Raw genomic sequence first — 18,208 nt, 5'->3', positions numbered from 1 at the left:
GTCTCCTTTACAGTTTATAGTTCACGCCGAACAGCACCTGGCGCCCGTAGGTCGTGTAGCGCTCGGGCGCATAGGCGCCGCTGGCGAAGGGGCTCCCCTGCCTGGTTTGATACGGTTCGTTGCCGAGATTGTTCACCTGCAGCAGGAAGCCCAGGTTCTTCCACGGTCCGCTCTGGAATTCGTAGCCGAGCTGGATGTCGACCTGGTCCTCGGCCAGGATCTCGCTGAAGGCGCGCTGGGCAAAGAGGCCCGTGACTTCGCCGCGGAAGGCCGAGCGGTAGCGCTGGGCCACGCGCGCCGAGAAGCCGCTCTTCTCGTAGAACAGGGTGATGTTGCGCACCACGCCGGACAGGCCCGGCAGCTTCTCGGTGGCGCCCGGGCCGTTCGGGCTGATCGAGCTTTCGGTGCCCGACAGGCTGGCCTGCACGCCGAAGCCGTCGAGCGGCTGCCACAGGGACCCGAACTGCAGGGAACCCGCGAGTTCGACGCCGCGCACGAAGCCGCCCTGGCCGTTGGCCGGCTGGTTGATGGTGCCGATGTTCGAGATCGGGATGACGGCGCTCGAATTCGGGAAGGCGCTGAAGTCGAAGGGGCGCTGCTGGTTGTAGATATAGCTCTTCAGGTCCTTGAAGAACCAGGCCGCCGAAACGTAGCTGCCCTTGCCCATGTAGTGCTCGAGCGAGAGGTCGAAGGAGTTGGCGCGCCACGGTTCCAGCTTCGGATTGCCGCCGCCGCCGTTCCACATGCGGGTGGTCGCATCCACGCCCGCGCCCACGCCGGCGCGCATGTCCGACATGCGCGGCCGCGCCACGGTCTTGGCCGCGCCGAAGCGCAGGTAGGTGTCGTGCAGGTAATTCCCGAAGTCGAAGTTCAGGTTCAGGCTGGGCAGCACGTCGTGGTAGGAGTGCTCGTCGCGCAGCGGCGTGACCAGGTTGCCGCTGACCGCCTTGCCCTGCCCTTCCTGGTTCACGTGCACGTACTGCACGCCGAGGTTGCCGCGCAGGCCGACGTCGCCGAGGTCGGTGTCGATGCCGAGGCGCAGGTAGCCGAGCGCCTGCTTCTCGCTCACCGCCCAGTCCTGCTGCGCGACGTCGGTGTCCACCGGACGCTTGTCGTAGAAACGGTCGAGCGCCGCGCGCGGGTCGAACGACAGCACGCCGGGGATGCCGGCCCAGGCCAGCGAGGTGGTGGGCCCGATGATGTCGGCCGGGACGGTCGTCAGGGCGCGGTTGTTCTTCAGCCAGTAGGTCTGCGAGACGTCTTCGTGCGACTTGTCGCGCTTGGAGTAGCTCAGGCCCGCCTGCACGTTGCTGAACCAGCCATCGAGCTCGCCGCGTACATTCAGCTTGGCCGCGCCCAGGCGGTCTTCCACGCGCGGATGGTGCATGGTGGCGTCGTGGCCCCAGCCGCCGACGTCGGTCAGGCGGATGATGCCGGGGTTGGTGAAATCTTTACTGGGTGTGAACTGCGGCAGGCCGGCGCCGACCGGAATCTGGAACTGGAAGTTGTCGTCGGTGGCGCCGCTGCCGGCCGGGCCCAGGCCGGCATAGGTCTCGGACGTGGTCTCGCGCCGCTTGGCGGTGGAGTACGAGAGGTCGCCGTCGACCGCCCAGCGATCGTTCAGGCGCAGCCGGGTGTTCCAGCCCAGCGCGCCCATTTCGTCGCGCCGCTCGTTATAGTCGTTGCGCGCGATCGGCTCCATGCCGACCAGGGTGCCGCCCGTGAGCAGGCGGGTGCCGCCGATGGTCTCGATCCGCGGGTTGCGGTAGGTGACGGTGTCGGCCGAGTTCCACATCATGCCGCGCATGATTTCTTCCTGGTCGAACTGCGAGTAGTACAGGTCGAGGGTGGAGCGCAGGTCGCGGCTCGGCTTCCAGTCGAGCACCGCCATCAGGCCGTCGCGCACCTGCTTGCGCGAGGTCGAGGTGACTTCGGCGCCCTTCAGCGCGATCACGTCCTCGTTCCCGGCGGGGAGCTTGTTGTTGTTGCCCCACCACCAGGACTTGTATTCCTTCTGCTGGCCCGGAGTGTCGAGGTGGGCGTAGCCGATCGCCAGGCCGAAGGTATTGTTCAGGTACTGGTCGATGTAGGACACCGACATGCGCTTGCCCTTGTTCGACCAGCCGCTGTTGAGTTCTCCGTTGCTGTTGTGCTCACCGCGCACGTTGAACGCGACCGTGCGGCCCTTGCGGTCCAGCGGGCGCACGGTGCGCAGGTCGATGGTGCCGGACAGGCCGGCCGCGGTCATGTTGGCGTCCGGGGTCTTGTAGACCACCACGCCGCTCAGCAGCTCGGACGGGTACTGGTCGAATTCGGCGCTGCGGTCGTTGCTGGTGCTGGTCTGTTCGCGGCCGTTGAGCAGGGTGACGCCGAAGTCCGGCGCCAGGCCGCGCAGCGAGATCACCTGGGCGCGGCCGGCCACGCGCTGGGCGGAAAGGCCCGGCAGGCGCGCGATCGATTCCGCGATCGACTGGTCGGGCAGCTTGCCGATGTCTTCGGCGGTGATCGACTCGACGATCGAGTCGGACTCCTTCTTGATCGCGATCGAGCTTTCGATACTGCCGCGGATGCCGGTCACCACCACCTGGGCGGGTGCGGCGTCGGTCGGCTGCGTCTGCGCCTGGGCCTGGGCCGCGGCGCCCCACAGCAGCAGCGCGCAGGCGGCCGCGATCGGGGTCGGGTTGATGGCGCGGGTCGTCGAACCCGCGCGGTGGGCGTTGCCAAATCGAGCCATCCTTGTCTCCAATCTTGTTATAGTTTGGGTTATTGGAAACGTTGCCAAATCTGGGGACGACGTGGCGGCGTTTCCGTGCCTTCGTGGGCGGAGGATTTGGAAACGTTGCCAAATTGTGTCGAAACAGTTTGGAAACGTTGCCAAATCCTCGGGATCATTATTGCGCTGCGCCCAATTTGTTGTCAACACAATGATGAAACGGCCGTGCGCGGTGTTACTTTCCGGCCCAGGCGAAGGTGGCGACACTTTGCGCCGGCAAGGTATAGCGGAAGCTCTGCCCGCCAAGGCGCACCGAGAACGTCTGCGCCGCCTGCGCCCCATTGGCCACCACCAGCGCCAGCGAGCCGTCGCGGTTGCGGAAGGCGACGTTCGACAGCTCCCCCGCCGCTTCGCTCGACCCGATCCGCTGCGCCCCCGGCAGCACGAAGCGGCTGGCATGGGCCAGCGCGTAGTACTCGACGTTGCGGGCCACCTCGCCAGTGCGCGAATCGATCGTCACCACGCCGCGGCAATCCTTGCAGCCGCCCAGGTGCGGGCCGTCGTTCTCGTCCAGCGCCAGGTTCCACAACAGCACGCCGCGCGCCCAGCCGCGCGTGGTGTCGATGACCAGGGTGCGGGTGAAGAACATCAGGTTCTTCGCCCAGTCCGTGGCCCACTTCCCGCCCGAGCATTCGGTGAACCAGGTGTCCTTGCCCGGGAACTGCGCGTGCAGCTGCGCCTGGACCGCCACGTTGCCGGCGTAGCAGTGCCAGGCCACGCCGCTGACGTATTTGGCCGCTTGCGGGTCGCTCAAGACCTTCGCCGGCGAATCGGGTTCATCCCAGTTGTGGTCCCAGTCGAACACCGTGGTGCCGGGGTGCTCGCGCGCCAGCAGCGGGCCGAGGTGCTTGCCGATGAAGGCGGCGCGGCTCGCCGGGTCGACGCGCATGCCGGGATAATCGGGCGGTTCGAAGTGCGGCTCGTTCTGCAGGGTCAATGCGAAGATCGGCACGCCATCCTTCTTCATGTCGCCCACGTAGCGGCCCAGGTAGCGTGCGAAGGCCTCATGGGCCTGCGGCTTGAGCGCGCCCTTGACCAGGCTGTCGCTCGTCTTCATCCACCCGGGCGCGCTCCAGGGCGAGGCCATCACCTTCAGCTGCGGATTGATCGCCAGCGCCGCCTTCACGGTCGGCAGCACGGTGGCGCGATGCGGTTCGATCGAAAAGCGCGTCAAGCCCGGATCGGATTCGCCGGGCGGCATGTCGTCGAAGCTGTAGTGGCGCTGCGAGAAGTCCGAGGCGCCGATGGTCAGGCGCGTGAAGGACATGCCGAGGCCCGATTCCCGTCCAAACAGCTCGCGCAGCAGGCTGTCGCGCTGGGCCGGGTTCATGCGCTGCTGGATCAGCCAGGCCGAGGCATCGGTGATCGAGGCGCCGAAGCCCTGCATCTCCTGGTAGCGTTTGGCGGGATCGATGTCGATGACGAGCGCGGCCGGCTCGCCCCGCTCGAAACGGGCGTCGGCGCCGCGCGCCATCAGCCTGGCCTGGTCGCCGCTGGTAATCCAGGCCTGGACGGCGCCGGGCCGGTCCTGCGCCAGGGCCTGGGCGCCGAATGCGCCCAGCACGGCCATCAGTACTGCGCTGCGCATCAACAGGGTTGTCTTGTGCATTGTCGTGGTCTCCTCTCATTGCTCCGCTGCCGAAATTGGAAACGTTGCCAAATTAATATAGCACGCTCCGCGGTACAATGCGCCCGCCGCCGCAACTCAATGAAAAGACAAACGCCATGCTCACTACCCTGCTCGACTGGTTCCTCCACCTCGACCGCTATCTCGCCGTCATCGCGACCGAATACCAGCTGCTGGTCTACGTGCTGCTGTTCGCGGTGATTTTCGTGGAGACGGGCGTGGTCGTGATGCCCTTCCTGCCCGGGGACTCGCTGCTGTTCGTCTGCGGCGCGCTGGCCGCGAAAGGCCTGCTGTCGCTGCCGGTGCTGATCCCGCTGCTGATCGTCGCAGCGGTGGTCGGCGACATCGTCAACTTCGCGATCGGGACCTTCTTCCGCGGTCGCATCCAGCATGGCTACCGGCTCCGATTCATCAAGCCGGAACACATCGCCCATACCGAGCGCTTCTTCGAACGCCATGGCCCGAAGACCATCGTGCTGGCGCGCTACGTGCCGATCGTGCGCACCCTGGCGCCCTTCGTCGCCGCGCTGGGCAGCATGCGCTACCGGACCTTCCTGTCGTATAACGTGGCCGGCGGCACGCTGTGGGTGGTGTCGCTGACCGTGGCCGGCTATGCCTTCGGCAACATCAAGTGGGTCAACGACAATCTCACCGCCGTCATCCTCGGCATCATCGTGCTGTCGCTGGTGCCGGGCATCGCGGCCTGGCTGCAGGAGCGTTATCGCAGCCGCGCTTGATCGGCCAGCGCTGCCGGGATAGTTCTTAGAAAGGCATGCCGCTCACGTCCAGCGGCAGCTGCCACAGCGCGCCCGCGCCGGTGATGTACAGGGTCTTGCCGTCCTTGCCGCCGAAGGCCGCATTGGTGACGTTGGCGTCGACCCGGATCGTGGCCAGCTCCCTGCCCTGCGGCGAAAACACGCGCAGCCGCTTCGCGCCATGCTCGGTGACGTACAGATTGCCGTGGCAATCGACCGTCATGCCATCCGGCCCGTCCAGCCCGCGCACCAGCGTCCGTCCGGCCTGCGGCACGCCGCCGGCGATGGGATAGGCGACAAGCAGTCCATCGCTGGCGTTGACGTACAGGACCTCGCCGCCCGGCGACAGCGCGATCCCGTTCGGATTGGGCCGCGCGCCGTCCACCAGCGTGACCACGCCATCCACGCCGACGCGGTAGATGCCGGTCACCGGCTGCCCGCCGGGGGCGGCGGCCTTTTGCCAGTCCGGATCGGTGAAGTAGATCGTCCCGTCGCGCGCGATGGCGATGTCGTTGGGCGAGTTGAAGACCTGGCCCTTGAAACTGGCGGCAAGGACGACACGCTTGCCGTCCCGTTCCTGGCGCAGGATCGCCTTGTCCTTGTGGCTGGCGATGACCAGGCGGCCTGCGGCGTCCACGGCGAGGCCGTTGCTGCCGCTGTCCTCGATGGACGTGCCTACCTTGCCGCTTGCCGCCAGCGTGCGCACGCGCGAAGGAAAGCCCTGGGCGAAGCTGAAGTCGGAGAAGTGGAGTGCATCCTCGATCCACACCGGGCCTTCGTACAAGCCAGCATCAAGGCGCGAGGCCGTGACGGCGGCGACACGTTCCGCCTTCCGTTCACCAGAGGGCGGCGCGCCGCAGTTGGCCGCGAGTGCGTTGGTCGACAGGCAGAGCAGTCCGGCGAGCCAGACGTTCGGGAGTTGGGTAGGCATCCGGAGATGATACGGAACCGCAGACGAATTGATAAGCGTTTAATATGGTGGTCCGCTTACCCACGAAACACTATGCATTCCCCTGCCCAGCTCATGAGCGGGCTGCTCGACTATCTGGTCGAGCAAGCCAAAGACATCGATCCCGCCGCTTTTCATCTCTCGAAGATCACCGATTTCAAGAAGACCTGGTCCGACCTGGAGGCCCTGCCCTGGATCGACTTCAACGTCGAAACGGATGGCGAGCCGACCTGGCTGCGCGTGCATCGCCTCGAGGCGACCCGCCCTCCGGCGCTGCCTGAACCGGAGCTTGCTCCCTGGCTGGCCGTCAGCGACGATCCATTCGGGAAGCCGCCGGCGCTGACCGGCGCAGGAATTGAAGACGCGCGCTTGGCGCACCTGCTCGATGTCTACTCGCGGCACTGGAACGACTGGGCCATGCGCGAACGGCCGCGCCGCCAGGTGATGACCTTGTACGCGGACCTGTTCGCGCTGAAGACCCGCCTCGAAGCCGAAGAGGCGGTGCGTCCGACCGAGCTGGTATGGGGCATGGGCGTGTCGTCCTGGCGCATCCCGGGCGAACCCGCCGCCGACTTCCACTACCCCTTGATCACGCAGGCGGTGGAGCTCGAGATCGACACAGTCAGCCACGCGATCGGCGTGCGTCCGCGCCAGAGCGAGCCGCGCCTGGAACTCGACGCCTTCGCCGCCTGCGCCGTGCCCGGCATCGGCGACGTCGAGCGCGCCGCCCGCGCCCTGCTGCTCGAACGTCCGGAAACCGCGGTCTCTCCCTTCGACCCGACAGTCGTCGAACCGGTCCTGAGCCTGGTCGCCGGCAAGCTCGCCGCGTCGGCGCGCTACGAGCGCGAGGCTGTCCAGGCGCCGCCTGCCGGCGAGGAGCTGGTGGTGACCAACGGGTGGGTGGTGTTCACCCGCCCGCGCCCCAGTCACTTCCTGATCGACGACATCGCGCGCCTGAAGGAGCGCCTGGGCGCCGGCGATCCGATCCCCGAGGGGCCGCTCAGCATCGTCACGGCTCCCGGCGAGGCCGTGATCGAGCACGAGACGATCGCCTTCCGCGGCTTGTCCGGCCGCGCCAGCAGCCGCGGCGAAGCGCGCGAACTCTACTTCCCGCTGCCCTACAACCGCGAGCAGGAGACCATCGTGCAGCAGCTGGCGCGCGCGCCGGGCGTCGCGGTCCAGGGGCCGCCAGGCACCGGCAAGACGCACACGATCGCCAACATCATCAGCCACTACCTGGCCCTCGGCAAGCGGATCCTCGTCACTTCCAAGGGCGAACCGGCGCTGAAGGTATTGCAGGAGAAGATCCCGGCCTCGATCCGCCCGCTGAGCGTGGCGCTACTGTCGGGCGACAAGGAGGGCATGCGCCAGTTCCAGGCCTCGATCGAGGCGATCATCCACACCCTCACCCATCTCAATCCGCAGATCGAGGAGGAAGCGATCTCCAATTGCCGCGCCGCGCTCGACCGCGCGCACGAGGAGATGGCGCGGATCGACACCCGCATCGACGACATCGCCCGCGCCCACCTGGGCGAAATCGAGGTCGACGGCGTGCCGATGCGCGCACAGAAGATGGCCGAACTGGTGATCGAGGGCCGAGCGCAGTTCGGCTGGTTCGACGACGTGCTGTCGCTGGCGCCGGAACATGCGCCGCCCTTCGGCGACGACACCGCGATGGCGCTGCGCGACGCGCGGCGCCGGCTCGGCGCGGACCTGGTCTACTGCCGCGCCAGGGTCCCGGCATCGAACGGGCTGCCGGCGCCGGTCGAGATCGGACACCTGCACGAGGTGCTGCAGACCGTGCGCGACATCGAGCGCGACGAAGCGAGCGGCGCCCTGCTTCCGCTGCGCGCGGCGACGCCGGAGGTGCTCGACCATGCGCGTACGCTGCTGGCGGCGCTGGACACGGCCAGCACCCTGGTGCGCGAACTCGAGGAGTCCGGACACGCATGGGTCTTCGCGCTGCGCGAAAAATGCCGGCGCGCGGACTTCGCCACCGAACGCGCCTCGTTCGAGGCGCTGTTCCCGGAGTTGGACGCGCTGCTGCAGGCCAGGGCCAAGTTCATGCAACGACCGGTCACGGCGCCGCGCGAAGCACTCGAACACCCCAAGGCACTGGAAGCCATCGCGCGCGGCGCCGAATCCGGCAAGCCCTTCGGCTTCCTCTCCTTTGGCGGCGGCGACGTCAAGCCCCACGTCAACGCCATCCGCGTCGCCGGCCTCGCGCCCGCATCAAACGAAGACTGGGCGCACGTCCAGCGCTTCGCCGCCCTGCACACGCGGCTGCTCTCCTTCGTGGTGCGCTGGAACACGTTCGCCGAACTGCTTTCGCTGCCCCAGCTGCAGCCGGACATCGCACAGCTGCGCGCCATCGAACAGATCGCGCTGGCCGCGCGCCGCGCACACACGCTGGCGACGACCCACGACCGTACGCTGCCGGCCCAGGCCGAACAGGTCTTCGCGCGGGCGCCCCAGGGCGAGCTGCTGGGACGCCATGCGGATCTGGAGCGCGTGCGCGAACAGCTGCGCCGCCACCTCATGCGCGCCGAACTATCACAGGCGTCGGCGGGCCTGGCAACGCTGCGCGAAACGCTGGCCCGCGCCACCGGCCCCGTGTCGAAACAACTGGCAAACCTGGTCGAGCATGCGCTGGGCGCCGCCGAACTGCCGGCCGAGACGATGGTGGCCGACTATGCGGGCATCGTCGCCGAGATCCGCCGCATCGAAGCGCTCGCACCCGTGCTCGATACCGTGCGCCGCCTGGCCGCCGACATCGCGCGCCATGGCGCCGCAAAACTGGCGGCGCGCGTCATCTCCCAGCCGGTGGACGCGGCCGGCGACGATGCGGTGTTCCCGGTGCGCTGGCGTGATGCCTGGACCTGGGCGCGCCTGCTCACGCACCTCGACACGATCGACGATCGCGACGAGATGCGCGCACTGGCGGCGCGCCGGCGCGACCTGGAAAGCGGACTCGCCCGCTTGTATGAACAGCTGGTGTCGAAGTCGGCGTGGCTCGCGACCCGGCGCCAGGCCGGCCAGAACGTCCTGAGCGCGCTCGAGAACTACCGCATCGCGATGCGCAAGATCGGCAAGGGCACCGGCGTGAACGCCGCCCGCTACCGGCGCGACGCGCAAGCCGCGATGGTGGGCGCGCAGGCGGCCGTGCCGTGCTGGATCATGAGCCATGCGCGGGTGTCGGAGTCGCTGCCGGCCACGCTCGGCGCCTTCGACCTGGTCATCGTCGACGAGGCGAGCCAGTCGGACCTGTGGGCCTTGCCGGCGGTCCTGCGCGGCAAGCAGATCCTGGTGGTCGGCGACGACAAGCAGGTCTCGCCCGAGGCCGGATTCGTCTCGAGCGCCAAGATCGTCGACCTGCGCCGGCGCTTCCTGGCCGGCCAGCCCTTCGAGGCGGTGCTCACCGCCGACATGTCGCTGTACGACATCGCCTCGTCCGTGTTCGCGGCGTCGCGCGTGATGCTGCGCGAGCACTTCCGCTGCGTGCAGCCGATCATCGCCTACAGCAACCGCGTTTTCTACAAGGACTTCATCCAGCCGCTGCGCATTCCCAAGGCGTCCGAAAGGCTCGACCCGCCGCTGATCGACGTGTTCGTCGCCAATGGATACCGCACCTCCAAGTCGCAGAATCCGCCGGAGGCCGAATTCATCGCGCTCGAAATCGAGGCGATCCTGCGCGACCCGAAGCTGCGCGAGCGCACGCTCGGCGTGGTGTCCCTGCTCGGCCCCGAGCAGGCCCTGTGGATCGACAAGCTGGTGCGCTCGCGCTGCGACGCCGCGGAGCTCGCGCGCCGCAATTTCGCCTGCGGCGACGCGCGCATCTTCCAGGGCAGCGAGCGCGATATCGTTTTCCTGAGCATGGTGGCCGACAGCCGCAACCATCATGCGCTCTCCGGCCTGCAGTACGACCAGCGCTTCAACGTGGCGGCATCGCGTGCGCGCGACCGGATGGTTCTGGTGCGCTCGGTGCGCCTGGAAGAGCTGTCGACGCTGGACCTGCGGCGCACCCTGGTCGAGCACTTCGCCAGGCCGGTGGAGAGCAACGACGACAGCGCCAGCCTGGTCAAGCTGTGCGAATCCGGTTTCGAACGCGACGTCTACACCGAGTTGTTCCGGCGCGGCTACCGCGTCATTCCCCAGGTGCCGGCGGCCGGCTACCGGATCGACATGGTGGTCGAGGGCGCGGACGACCGGCGCCTGGCGATCGAGCTCGATGGCGACGAATTCCACGGGCCGGACCGCTGGGCCGCCGACATGGAGCGCCAGCGCGTGCTGGAGCGGGCGGGCTGGATCTTCTGGCGCTGCTTCGCCTCGACCTGGTCGCTGCAGCGCGAGACGGTGCTGGCCGAACTGCTGGCGCAGCTGGCGAGCATGGGGATCGAACCGCTCGGCGCGCTCGAACGCATTCCGTCGCTGGTCGAATATCGGGAATGGGGACGGGAATCCGCTGCTACCGACGGCACGCTGGAAGCGGCGCTGGTCGGCGGCGCCGACATGGCATAGCGCAGTACAGGTGGTGGCATACCGCATGCGCGCAATGCGCATCGAGCTGCGCCACGGCTGCCCATCGACCGGAACCCGATGCGCCGCCGCGTTCATGGCCACCACCATCTGGGCGGCGTCGGCAAGGATGCCGATCGAGCCGTCGATCTCGGCTATTCCACGCCGAGCACCTTCATCAGCCTGTTCCGGCGGACGTTCGGCGAGACGCCGGCCATGTACCGGCGCCGGTTCGAATCGGCGTGAACACGGACCATGCTGCTGTGTTGCCGTTCGTGCAATACCTACGCTACTATTGGTTTTTATTCGACAAGCGGAGTCGGCAATGCGATCGATCCTGACGGCGCTTCTCGTGCTGGCCATCGGGCTGGGCCCGTCCACCGCGGCGGAACCGCCGGAGTCCGGGCTGCCCGGCCACTACTACCTGTCCGGCATGACCGAAGTCGGCTCGGAACTGCTGCTCAAGGAATCCGGACGATTCGAATGGGCGCTCATGTATGGCGCCCAGGACATGGTCGCCCGCGGCCAGTGGCGGCGCCAGGGCGATGCCGTGGTCCTGAGCACCGCCGCCCCGGCGATAGGCGAGTTCCGCCTATTCACCGAGGACGAGCTGAACCTCAAGAAGGAGCCGAAGGCGGGCAATTGGGTCGCCATCGTCGGGGTGCCGCGCACCGGTCCGATGGAAGGCATCGAGGTGCAGTTCGTGGCCGCCTCTGGCAAGAAGGCAAGCGCGGTCAGCGCGGCCAACGGCGACGCGATCGTCGCCATGCCGGCCAGCGAGCGCTGGGTCCGCGCCGGCTTGCGGCGCGCGAAGTCGAACGACGCGTGGGTGTGGTTCGAGGTGCCGCCCGCCAGGGCCTCCGCGCGCATCGCGGCCTTCGCGGTGACCAACTGGCAGGCGCTGATACCGGCGCCGTTTGCGAGCTTGCGCCTGCGCGTCGAGGACGGCAAGCTCGTGGTCGAGGAGAATGCCATGGGATTGCGGGGGGCGTATTCCAAAGGAGGGGGCTGAGGCGCCAGTGCTGGAAGCATGTCGCGCGGCGCGACAGAGGTCAATCTACGCTATGCTTGCCTGTTCGACAGTTTGGACAAAAGGCACGATGCGTATTTACCTCATGATTTCTATTGGCGCCATTGAATGCCCGAACGGCAGTTCTGCAGGCCTGGGCCGCAAGCACGAACACATGGAGCGCACCCCATGTTCCACCTGATGTTCAGCCTGCCCTGCCTGGTCGTCCTCGTACGCTGGCTCCGGCCCCTGCCCTTGCCCCTGCGCGCGAAGCTGGCCAGCGCCACCGTGCTGGTGCTGGCCTCGCAATACCACCTGTGGTCGCGTCTTTCGTCCGGCAGCGTGTTCGCGCCGGAATTCCCGAAGCCCCTGGTCATCCTGTTCAACTGGGCTTTCGGCGCCATCCTGCTGCTGGCCGTGTTCCAGCTGCTGGCCGACATCGTCACCCTGGCCGTCGCACTGCTGCGGCGCCGGCGTGCAGTGATCCCTGTGCGCCTGCGGGCGGCAGTCGGCATCGCCGCCATGCTGCTGGCCGCACTCGGCGTCATGCAGGCGATCAAGTCGCCGCCGCTGAAGGACGTGCAGATCGAAGTCAGGAACCTGCCGCGGGAATTCGACGGCTACCGGGTGATTCAGCTGACCGACCTGCACATCAGCCGCCTGTTCGACGCGCCGTGGACGCGCAAGGTGGTCGACGACGCCAATGCCCTTGGCGCCGACCTGATCGTCATCACCGGCGACCTCATCGACGGCAATATCCCGCAGCGCGAAGCGGACGTGGCCGCACTGCGCGACTTGCGCGCGCCGGACGGCGTCTGGGTCATCCCCGGCAATCACGAATATTTTTTCGGGCACCGCGAATGGATGGCGTATTTCGCGGGGCTCAACATGACGCCGCTGAACAACAGCCATGCCATCCTCAGGCGCGGCGCCGGGCAACTGGTGCTGGCCGGCGTGAACGACGTCACCGCCCCGAATACCGGCGCCCCGGGGCCCGACCTCGATGCCGCGCTGCGTGGTGCACCGATAGGCGTGCCGGTCGTGCTGCTCGATCACCAGCCCAGGAATGCCCGTTTTTCGGCCAGCCGTGGCGTCGCGCTGCAATTGTCCGGCCACACCCATGGCGGCATGATCGTCGGGCTTGATCGCGTGGTGGCGCGGGCCAACAATGGCTTCGTTTCCGGACGCTACGATGTCGGCGGCATGACCTTGTACCTGAACAATGGCACGGCACTGTGGCCGGGCTTCGCACTGCGGCTCGGGGTGCCCGCCGAACTGACCCGCATCACGCTGCGCCGGGCGCCCTGAACGCGCCAGGTGCAAGGAATCAGCATGCTGAAAAAGCAGGCGAGTACCTGTACAAGTTCTCGCTGCGCCGCATGGTCAGCACGGAGGACGTGGCGGCGCTGGCGCTGTGTACTCTTGCCGCACGCAATCCGTCGGCTCGGTGATCAGCGTGCGCGACAACCTCGAATATCTCTGAAGCGGCCGGCGCGCCCTCAGTCATTCGCGCCGGAGCCCGCCAGGCGGTCCGCGTGTTTCTCGACGGCGCCGCGGACGGCGTCGCACAGCAGCCGCACGCGCCTGGTGCGGCGGGTGTCGCTGTGGGTCAGCAGCCAGATGTCGCCGATACGCCTGACCGGGCTGCCGGCGACGCGCACCAGCGCCGGATCGCCGTCGCCGAGGAAACAGGGCAGTAGCGAAATGCCCATGCCGGCGCGGGCCGCTTCGAATTGCGAGCGCATCTCGGTGAACCGGACCGGCGTGGCCGCCATCCTGATCGTCCCGTCCGTTGTCCAGTCCGAGGGCACGGCGTCGTCCGGCCCCAGCAGCCAGGCCGCGGACGGCGACGTGGCCTGCGCCAGCGCCCGGCTGACGTAGTAGCCCACGCCGAAACCGCACAGCCGGACGCCGTAGAGCTGGCCGGGCGGCGTCGCATTGCCGACGACGACGCGCAGCGCGACGTCCGCCTCCCGGTTGCCGAGGTTGACGATCGAGGTGGAACTCAGGATCTCCAGGGCGATATCGGGATAGCGCGCCCTGAACTCGGCAAGGGTCGGCATCAGCAGGTCGGTGGCGAACGAAACCGGCAGGGTGAACTTCAGGGAGCCCGACACCTTCTGGTCGCGTCCGAACACGCGCGCTTCGATCCGGGACGACGTCGCCGCCATCTGCGCCGCCAGCTCGACGATGTCGCTGCCCGCTTCCGTCAGCCGGTACCCGGTGGCGAGCTTGTCGAACAGCCTGGCGGCGAGCTTGCGCTCGAGCCGGCCGATCGCGCGCAGGATGGTGGCGTGGTTGACGTCCAGCGCGGTCGCGGCGGCGCGGACCGTGCCGCCCTGGGCGACTGCGAGGAACATACGAATTTCATCCCAATGATCCATGGTGCGTTTTTTCACATGTCTTGTGCTGGTTCATGGAGTTTACCGCAGTCACGCCGCCTCGTATGATCGCTTCGCTCATCGAGCACGGTGCGGTATCGCATACCCTTTCTCAATCCACAACATCAAGGTCATCATCGACATGGGCAAACTCGACTCGAAAGTCGCTGTCGTCACCGGCGGTTCCAGCGGCATCGGCTTCGCCATCGCCGCGCGCTTCATCTAGGAAGGCGCGAAGGTCTACATCACGGGACGCCGGCCGGCGGAACTCGAAGCCGCCGCGCGCACGCTGGGCGACCGGGCCAGGGCGTTCCAGGGCGACGTCGCGGACATGGACAGCCTCGGCAGCTTGTTCGCCGCGGTCGGCGAAGAAGAGGGAAGGCTCGACATCCTGGTGGCGAATGCGGGCGTGATCGCATCCAGTCCGATCCGCGAAGCCAGCGAGGAACACTTCGACAGGATGTTCGACGTCAACGTGAAGGGCACGTACTTCACGGTGCAGAAGGCGCTCCCCCTCATGCGGGTCGGCGGTTCGATCATCCTGGTGTCGTCCTGCCTGGCGACGAAGGGGTATCCCGGGCACAGCGTCTACAACGCCAGCAAGGCCGCAATCCGCTCGCTGGTCCGCACTGCCGCCGCCGAGCTCGTGTCTTCCGGCATCCGCGTGAACACGCTGAGCCCGGGCCCGGTCGACACCCCCATCATCGAGGGACAGGTCGGATCGCCCGAGGCGGCCGAAGCCTTCCGCCGGCAGGCCGCCGGCCACGTGCCGCTCGGCCGTATCGGACGACCGGATGAACTCGCCGCCGCAGCCCTGTTCCTGGCGTCGGACGACAGCAGCTTCTCGACCGGGATGGACCTCGTCATCGACGGCGGCATGACGCAGCTGTGACCGGCATGCGCCGGCCGGCCACGCAAGGCCGCGCAGCGATCAGGGCAGGCGCCGCGCATGCCGGAACATGGCGTAGCGCTTCAGCAAATCGTTGATCAGTTGTTCCTGCGTGTAGCCGGTCACATCATGCTGCTGCTCGCCTTCGGAGCCGGAGGCGATCGCGCGGTAATGACGGCTGTCCGCGTCCTTCCCGTCGGCCTCGGTCCAGGCGAAACTGGGCGCACGGAAACTGCGCGCGCGGATGGTGTAGCGGAACATGTCGCGCTCCCCGTGCGGCACGTTCAGCGCGATCCGGTCCGCGCCCTCGATCACGTCCGGCGCCAGCCCGCTCTCCCTGAACTGGGCCGCGACCGCGTCCAGCGCCGGCCGCGCCGTCGCGCCGAGGAAGGCGGCGATCTCCTGCAGGTCGTAGAAACTGGTGATGCTAGCCAGGCGCTGCTGCCAGCTCAGTTCGACCTCCGGGGTGGCATTCGAGCGGCTGGACAGGTCGATCGGCACGCCTTCGGATTCCGTCTGCAGGGCCCGCAGCAAGCCATAGCAGATGAAGAGCATGATCGCCGCAAACGGCAGCGCGCTGGCGAGCGCCGCGGTCTGCAACGCCTGCAGGCCGCCGGCCAGCAGGAGTACCGCCGCTACCAGGCCGGCGCAGGACGCCCAGAACACGCGCTGCCAGACCGGCGGATTGGGCGCCGCACCCGAGGTGATCATGTCGATGACGAGCGCACCCGAATCGGCCGAGGTCACGAAGAAGGTAATCACCAGCAAGGTGGCGATCCCCGAGGTGATCAGCGAGAACGGCAGCCGCTCGAGCACCTCGAACAAGGCCACCGGCAGGTTGTCGGCGACCGTCTGCACGATGGGCGCGGCGCCGCCCAGGTCGAGCGCGATCGAGGTGTTGCCGAACACGGTCATCCACAGGAAGGTGAACAGCACCGGCACCAGCAGCACGCCGCCGACGAATTCGCGGATGGTGCGGCCGCGCGAGATGCGCGCGATGAACATGCCCACGAAGGGCGACCAGGAAATCCACCAGCCCCAGTAGAACAGGGTCCAGTTGCCGAGCCAGGCATTCGGTTCGTAGGCGTACATGCGGAATGTGCGCTGCACCACGGCGCCGAGGTAGGCGCCGATGTTCTGGACGTAGGCCTCGAGCAGGAACACCGTCGAGCCGGCCGCCAGCACGAACAGCAGCAGGGCGATCGCCAGGATGATGTTGAGCTCGGACAGGCGTTTGACGCCCTTGTTCAGGCCGGTGCCGGCGGACAGCGTCGCCAGGCCGGTGATGGCCGCGATCAGCCCGATCTGGACCTGCGGCGTGACCGGCAGGCCGAACAGGTGGGCAAAGCCGGCATTGACCTGCAGCACGCCGAAGCCGAGCGAGGTCGCGACCCCGAACATGGTGCCGAGCACCGCGAAGATATCGATGCCATGGCCGATCGGGCCGTGGATGCGGTTGCCGATCAGGGGGAACAGGCTCGAGCGCAGGGTCAGCGGCAGGCCGCGCCGGAAGGCGAAATAGGCCAGCGCCAGCCCGACCACGATGTAGATCGCCCAGGCGTGCAGGCCCCAGTGGAAGAAGGTCAGCACCATGGCCTGGCGCGCCGACTCGACCGTGCGCCCCTCGCCCACCGGCGGCTGCGCATAGTGCTGGATCGGCTCGGCCACGCCGAAGAACAGCAGGCCGATGCCCATGCCGGCGCTGAACAGCATGGCGAACCAGGACAGGTAGCTGTATTCCGGTTCGCTGTCGTCGGGTCCGAGCTTGACGTCGCCGTAGCGGCTCATCATCAGGAAGATCACGAACATCAGGAAGAAGGCGACCGCGACGATGTAGAACCAGCCGAAGTCGCGCACGATGCCGGCCTGGAGCGCATCGAAGGCGCTGCCGACGCGCCGCGGGAACAGCGCGGCGGCGGCCGCGAACGCCAGGATCAGCACGGCCGAGACGGCGAACACCGGGGGATTCACCTGGATCCAGGAACGGCGGCCGGCGCGGCCAGTCTGGTCGGGGGTTGGGGAAGACATCGTTCGCACCTTTCTTGTAAATATTTGGGGGCAATGCGCTCAGAAGTAGTAGCCGGCCTGCAGGTTGATCCTGCGCGTGAAGCCCCCGTGCTCCGCCGCGGTCGCGGCCAGGCCGCCGGCATCGGGCGACAGGTAGGGGTGGTGCTTGCCGAACATCAGGTCGGCATAGAAGGTCCACTTCCCGGCGGAGAAACTCAGTCCGGTGACATTCTGCACCGAATCCCGGTAGGGGCCGCTTCGCTTGCGCAGGTCGGAATAGTCGTTGTAGACCTTGAAGCCGTGGAAGGGGCCGAGCCTGCCGGGAATGTCGTGGCTGATGTTGGCGATCCGGATGTCGCCCGCCGACGCCACCGGGAAGGGATAGCCGAAGCCGCCCAGCATGACGAAGCTGTCCGGGTCGAGCCCGCCGTAGGTCCGGCCGGCGCCGTGCGCGGTGCGGTAGCGGTAGCGCACGCCCTGCAGCATGATCTCGGTGCGGCCGAACTTGCCGCGGTAGTGCAGCCCCACGGCGCGGCGCCGCGTGTCGGTGCCGCGCCCGTTGTCGATCTGCCCGCCGAGTCCCGACACGCCGAACTCGTGGCGCCCGCCGGGGCCGGCCTGCCAGGTCATGCGCCCCACCACGGTGTTGCGCTCGCGATCGGTCTGGCCGGTGCCGAAGCCCTGCTCGGCGTCGTCCGGCACGATATTGTAGGAATAGCGGTTGGACTTGCCCGCCGTGTTGGAGCCGCCGCCGTAGGAGCCGCCGTCGCGCGGGAAGAAGGCCAGCTGCCATGCGAAGGGACCGGGGCGGCTGGCATAGCTCAGGCCCAGGTCGTACTTGTCTTCCAGGCCGGCGTAGAACGCGATCGATTCGTAGAAATTGTTCGAGGCCAGGGGTTGGAGGCCGAAGGGATTGCGGTCCAGGCCGATGTGCAGCTCGCCGCCGTCGTCGAAGCGCACCCCGCCCCAGCCATGGTGGAGGAAATGCTGCCAGTAGCCGCCCTGCCCCTTCGGGAAATTGTTGTAGCGGTACTGGGCCGATCCGATCAGGCGCCCGTCGTCGTAGTTGACGTCGATGCGCGCCGTGTCCAGGCCGAAGAAGCCGCTGCGGTAGTCATCCTGCCAGCTCTTGTGGACGTAGTTGAAGCGGACCGCGCCGCCGACCGTGAGCGGCGCCGCCGGCGGCTCGGCGGCCGCGGCCGGCAGGAGAGCCGCGCAGCCCGCAATGGCGATGGCGATGGCGATGGCGGCATGGCGCGGGCAACACAGGCCCGGGAATGTACTGTCGTGATGTGAGTTCATG

10 protein-coding genes and 2 pseudogenes are annotated in these 18,208 nt (G+C 67.7%); 6 read left to right on the top strand and 6 right to left on the bottom strand.

Annotated features, from left to right (window positions below; translation table 11 throughout):
* Positions 1-7: 7 nt before the first annotated feature.
* Both LQ564_RS18945 and LQ564_RS18940 read right to left on the bottom strand, forming a co-directional pair.
* Positions 8-2,734 carry a TonB-dependent receptor gene (locus LQ564_RS18945; protein ID WP_231059669.1) on the bottom strand — a complete coding sequence of 909 codons (2,727 nt, stop codon included), beginning with the start codon at positions 2,732-2,734 and terminating at the stop codon, positions 8-10.
* Between the two features lie 214 nt (positions 2,735-2,948).
* Entirely contained in the window at positions 2,949-4,382 is a 1,434-nt protein-coding gene (locus LQ564_RS18940) for a glycoside hydrolase family 30 protein (RefSeq protein ID WP_231059668.1), read from the bottom strand.
* A gap of 116 nt (positions 4,383-4,498) precedes the next feature.
* Between LQ564_RS18940 and LQ564_RS18935 the strand changes: the two genes are divergently transcribed.
* Entirely contained in the window at positions 4,499-5,137 is a 639-nt protein-coding gene (locus LQ564_RS18935; protein WP_231059667.1) for a VTT domain-containing protein, read from the top strand.
* 25 nt (positions 5,138-5,162) lie between these two features.
* On the opposite strand, the gene LQ564_RS18930 is transcribed toward LQ564_RS18935, so the two are convergent.
* Positions 5,163-6,086, bottom strand: coding sequence for an SMP-30/gluconolactonase/LRE family protein (locus LQ564_RS18930; RefSeq protein ID WP_231059666.1), 924 nt, complete (start codon positions 6,084-6,086; stop codon positions 5,163-5,165).
* Positions 6,087-6,158: 72 nt separating this feature from the next.
* On the opposite strand from LQ564_RS18930, the gene LQ564_RS18925 reads away from it, so the two are divergent.
* The 4 genes and pseudogenes from LQ564_RS18925 to LQ564_RS18910 all read left to right on the top strand — a co-directional run bounded on the left by LQ564_RS18925 (position 6,159) and on the right by LQ564_RS18910 (position 12,936).
* Positions 6,159-10,622, top strand: a complete 4,464-nt coding sequence (locus LQ564_RS18925; protein WP_231059665.1) for a PDDEXK-like endonuclease domain-containing protein — start codon at positions 6,159-6,161, stop codon at positions 10,620-10,622.
* Positions 10,623-10,760: 138 nt separating this feature from the next.
* A pseudogene (locus LQ564_RS26080) lies at positions 10,761-10,865 on the top strand (helix-turn-helix domain-containing protein); the annotation flags it as partial.
* A 79-nt stretch (positions 10,866-10,944) separates the two neighbouring features.
* Positions 10,945-11,631, top strand: coding sequence for a hypothetical protein (locus tag LQ564_RS18915; protein WP_231059664.1), 687 nt, complete (start codon positions 10,945-10,947; stop codon positions 11,629-11,631).
* A 186-nt stretch (positions 11,632-11,817) separates the two neighbouring features.
* Complete coding sequence (locus LQ564_RS18910) at positions 11,818-12,936, top strand: metallophosphoesterase (protein WP_231059663.1); 1,119 nt, start codon at positions 11,818-11,820, stop codon at positions 12,934-12,936.
* Between the two features lie 191 nt (positions 12,937-13,127).
* On the opposite strand, the gene LQ564_RS18905 is transcribed toward LQ564_RS18910, so the two are convergent.
* Positions 13,128-14,012 (bottom strand): LysR family transcriptional regulator, encoded by an 885-nt coding sequence (locus tag LQ564_RS18905; RefSeq protein WP_371873519.1) that lies wholly within the window; start codon positions 14,010-14,012, stop codon positions 13,128-13,130.
* Between the two features lie 139 nt (positions 14,013-14,151).
* Between LQ564_RS18905 and LQ564_RS18895 the strand changes: the two are divergent.
* Positions 14,152-14,901 (top strand): annotated as a pseudogene (locus LQ564_RS18895) (SDR family NAD(P)-dependent oxidoreductase).
* Positions 14,902-14,940: 39 nt separating this feature from the next.
* Here the strand turns inward: LQ564_RS18895 and LQ564_RS18890 are convergent.
* Complete coding sequence (locus LQ564_RS18890) at positions 14,941-16,926, bottom strand: BCCT family transporter (RefSeq protein WP_231059660.1); 1,986 nt, start codon at positions 16,924-16,926, stop codon at positions 14,941-14,943.
* A 39-nt stretch (positions 16,927-16,965) separates the two neighbouring features.
* Positions 16,966-18,207, bottom strand: a complete 1,242-nt coding sequence (locus tag LQ564_RS18885) for a hypothetical protein (protein WP_231059659.1) — start codon at positions 18,205-18,207, stop codon at positions 16,966-16,968.
* Position 18,208: the final 1 nt, after the last annotated feature.

It is taken from the genome of Massilia phyllostachyos, assembly GCF_021044825.1.
GTDB lineage: Bacteria > Pseudomonadota > Gammaproteobacteria > Burkholderiales > Burkholderiaceae_D > Telluria > Telluria phyllostachyos.
The sequence above is the reverse complement of the archived record's forward strand: the minus strand, read 5'-3'. Positions and strand labels throughout refer to the sequence as shown.

Bases quoted from the DNA above. Each gene is read 5' to 3' on its own strand.
- LQ564_RS18945 (WP_231059669.1), bottom strand. From the start codon at position 2,734: ATGGCTCGATTTGGCAACGCCCACCGCGCGGGTTCGACGACCCGCGCC.
- LQ564_RS18930 (WP_231059666.1), bottom strand. From the start codon at position 6,086: ATGCCTACCCAACTCCCGAACGTCTGGCTCGCCGGACTGCTCTGCCTG.
- LQ564_RS18905 (WP_371873519.1), bottom strand. From the start codon at position 14,012: ATGGATCATTGGGATGAAATTCGTATGTTCCTCGCAGTCGCCCAGGGC.
- LQ564_RS18890 (WP_231059660.1), bottom strand. From the start codon at position 16,926: ATGTCTTCCCCAACCCCCGACCAGACTGGCCGCGCCGGCCGCCGTTCC.
- LQ564_RS18925 (WP_231059665.1), top strand. From the start codon at position 6,159: ATGCATTCCCCTGCCCAGCTCATGAGCGGGCTGCTCGACTATCTGGTC.
- LQ564_RS18935 (WP_231059667.1), top strand. From the start codon at position 4,499: ATGCTCACTACCCTGCTCGACTGGTTCCTCCACCTCGACCGCTATCTC.
- LQ564_RS18910 (WP_231059663.1), top strand. From the start codon at position 11,818: ATGTTCCACCTGATGTTCAGCCTGCCCTGCCTGGTCGTCCTCGTACGC.
- LQ564_RS18885 (WP_231059659.1), bottom strand. From the start codon at position 18,207: ATGAACTCACATCACGACAGTACATTCCCGGGCCTGTGTTGCCCGCGC.
- LQ564_RS18940 (WP_231059668.1), bottom strand. From the start codon at position 4,382: ATGCACAAGACAACCCTGTTGATGCGCAGCGCAGTACTGATGGCCGTG.
- LQ564_RS18915 (WP_231059664.1), top strand. From the start codon at position 10,945: ATGCGATCGATCCTGACGGCGCTTCTCGTGCTGGCCATCGGGCTGGGC.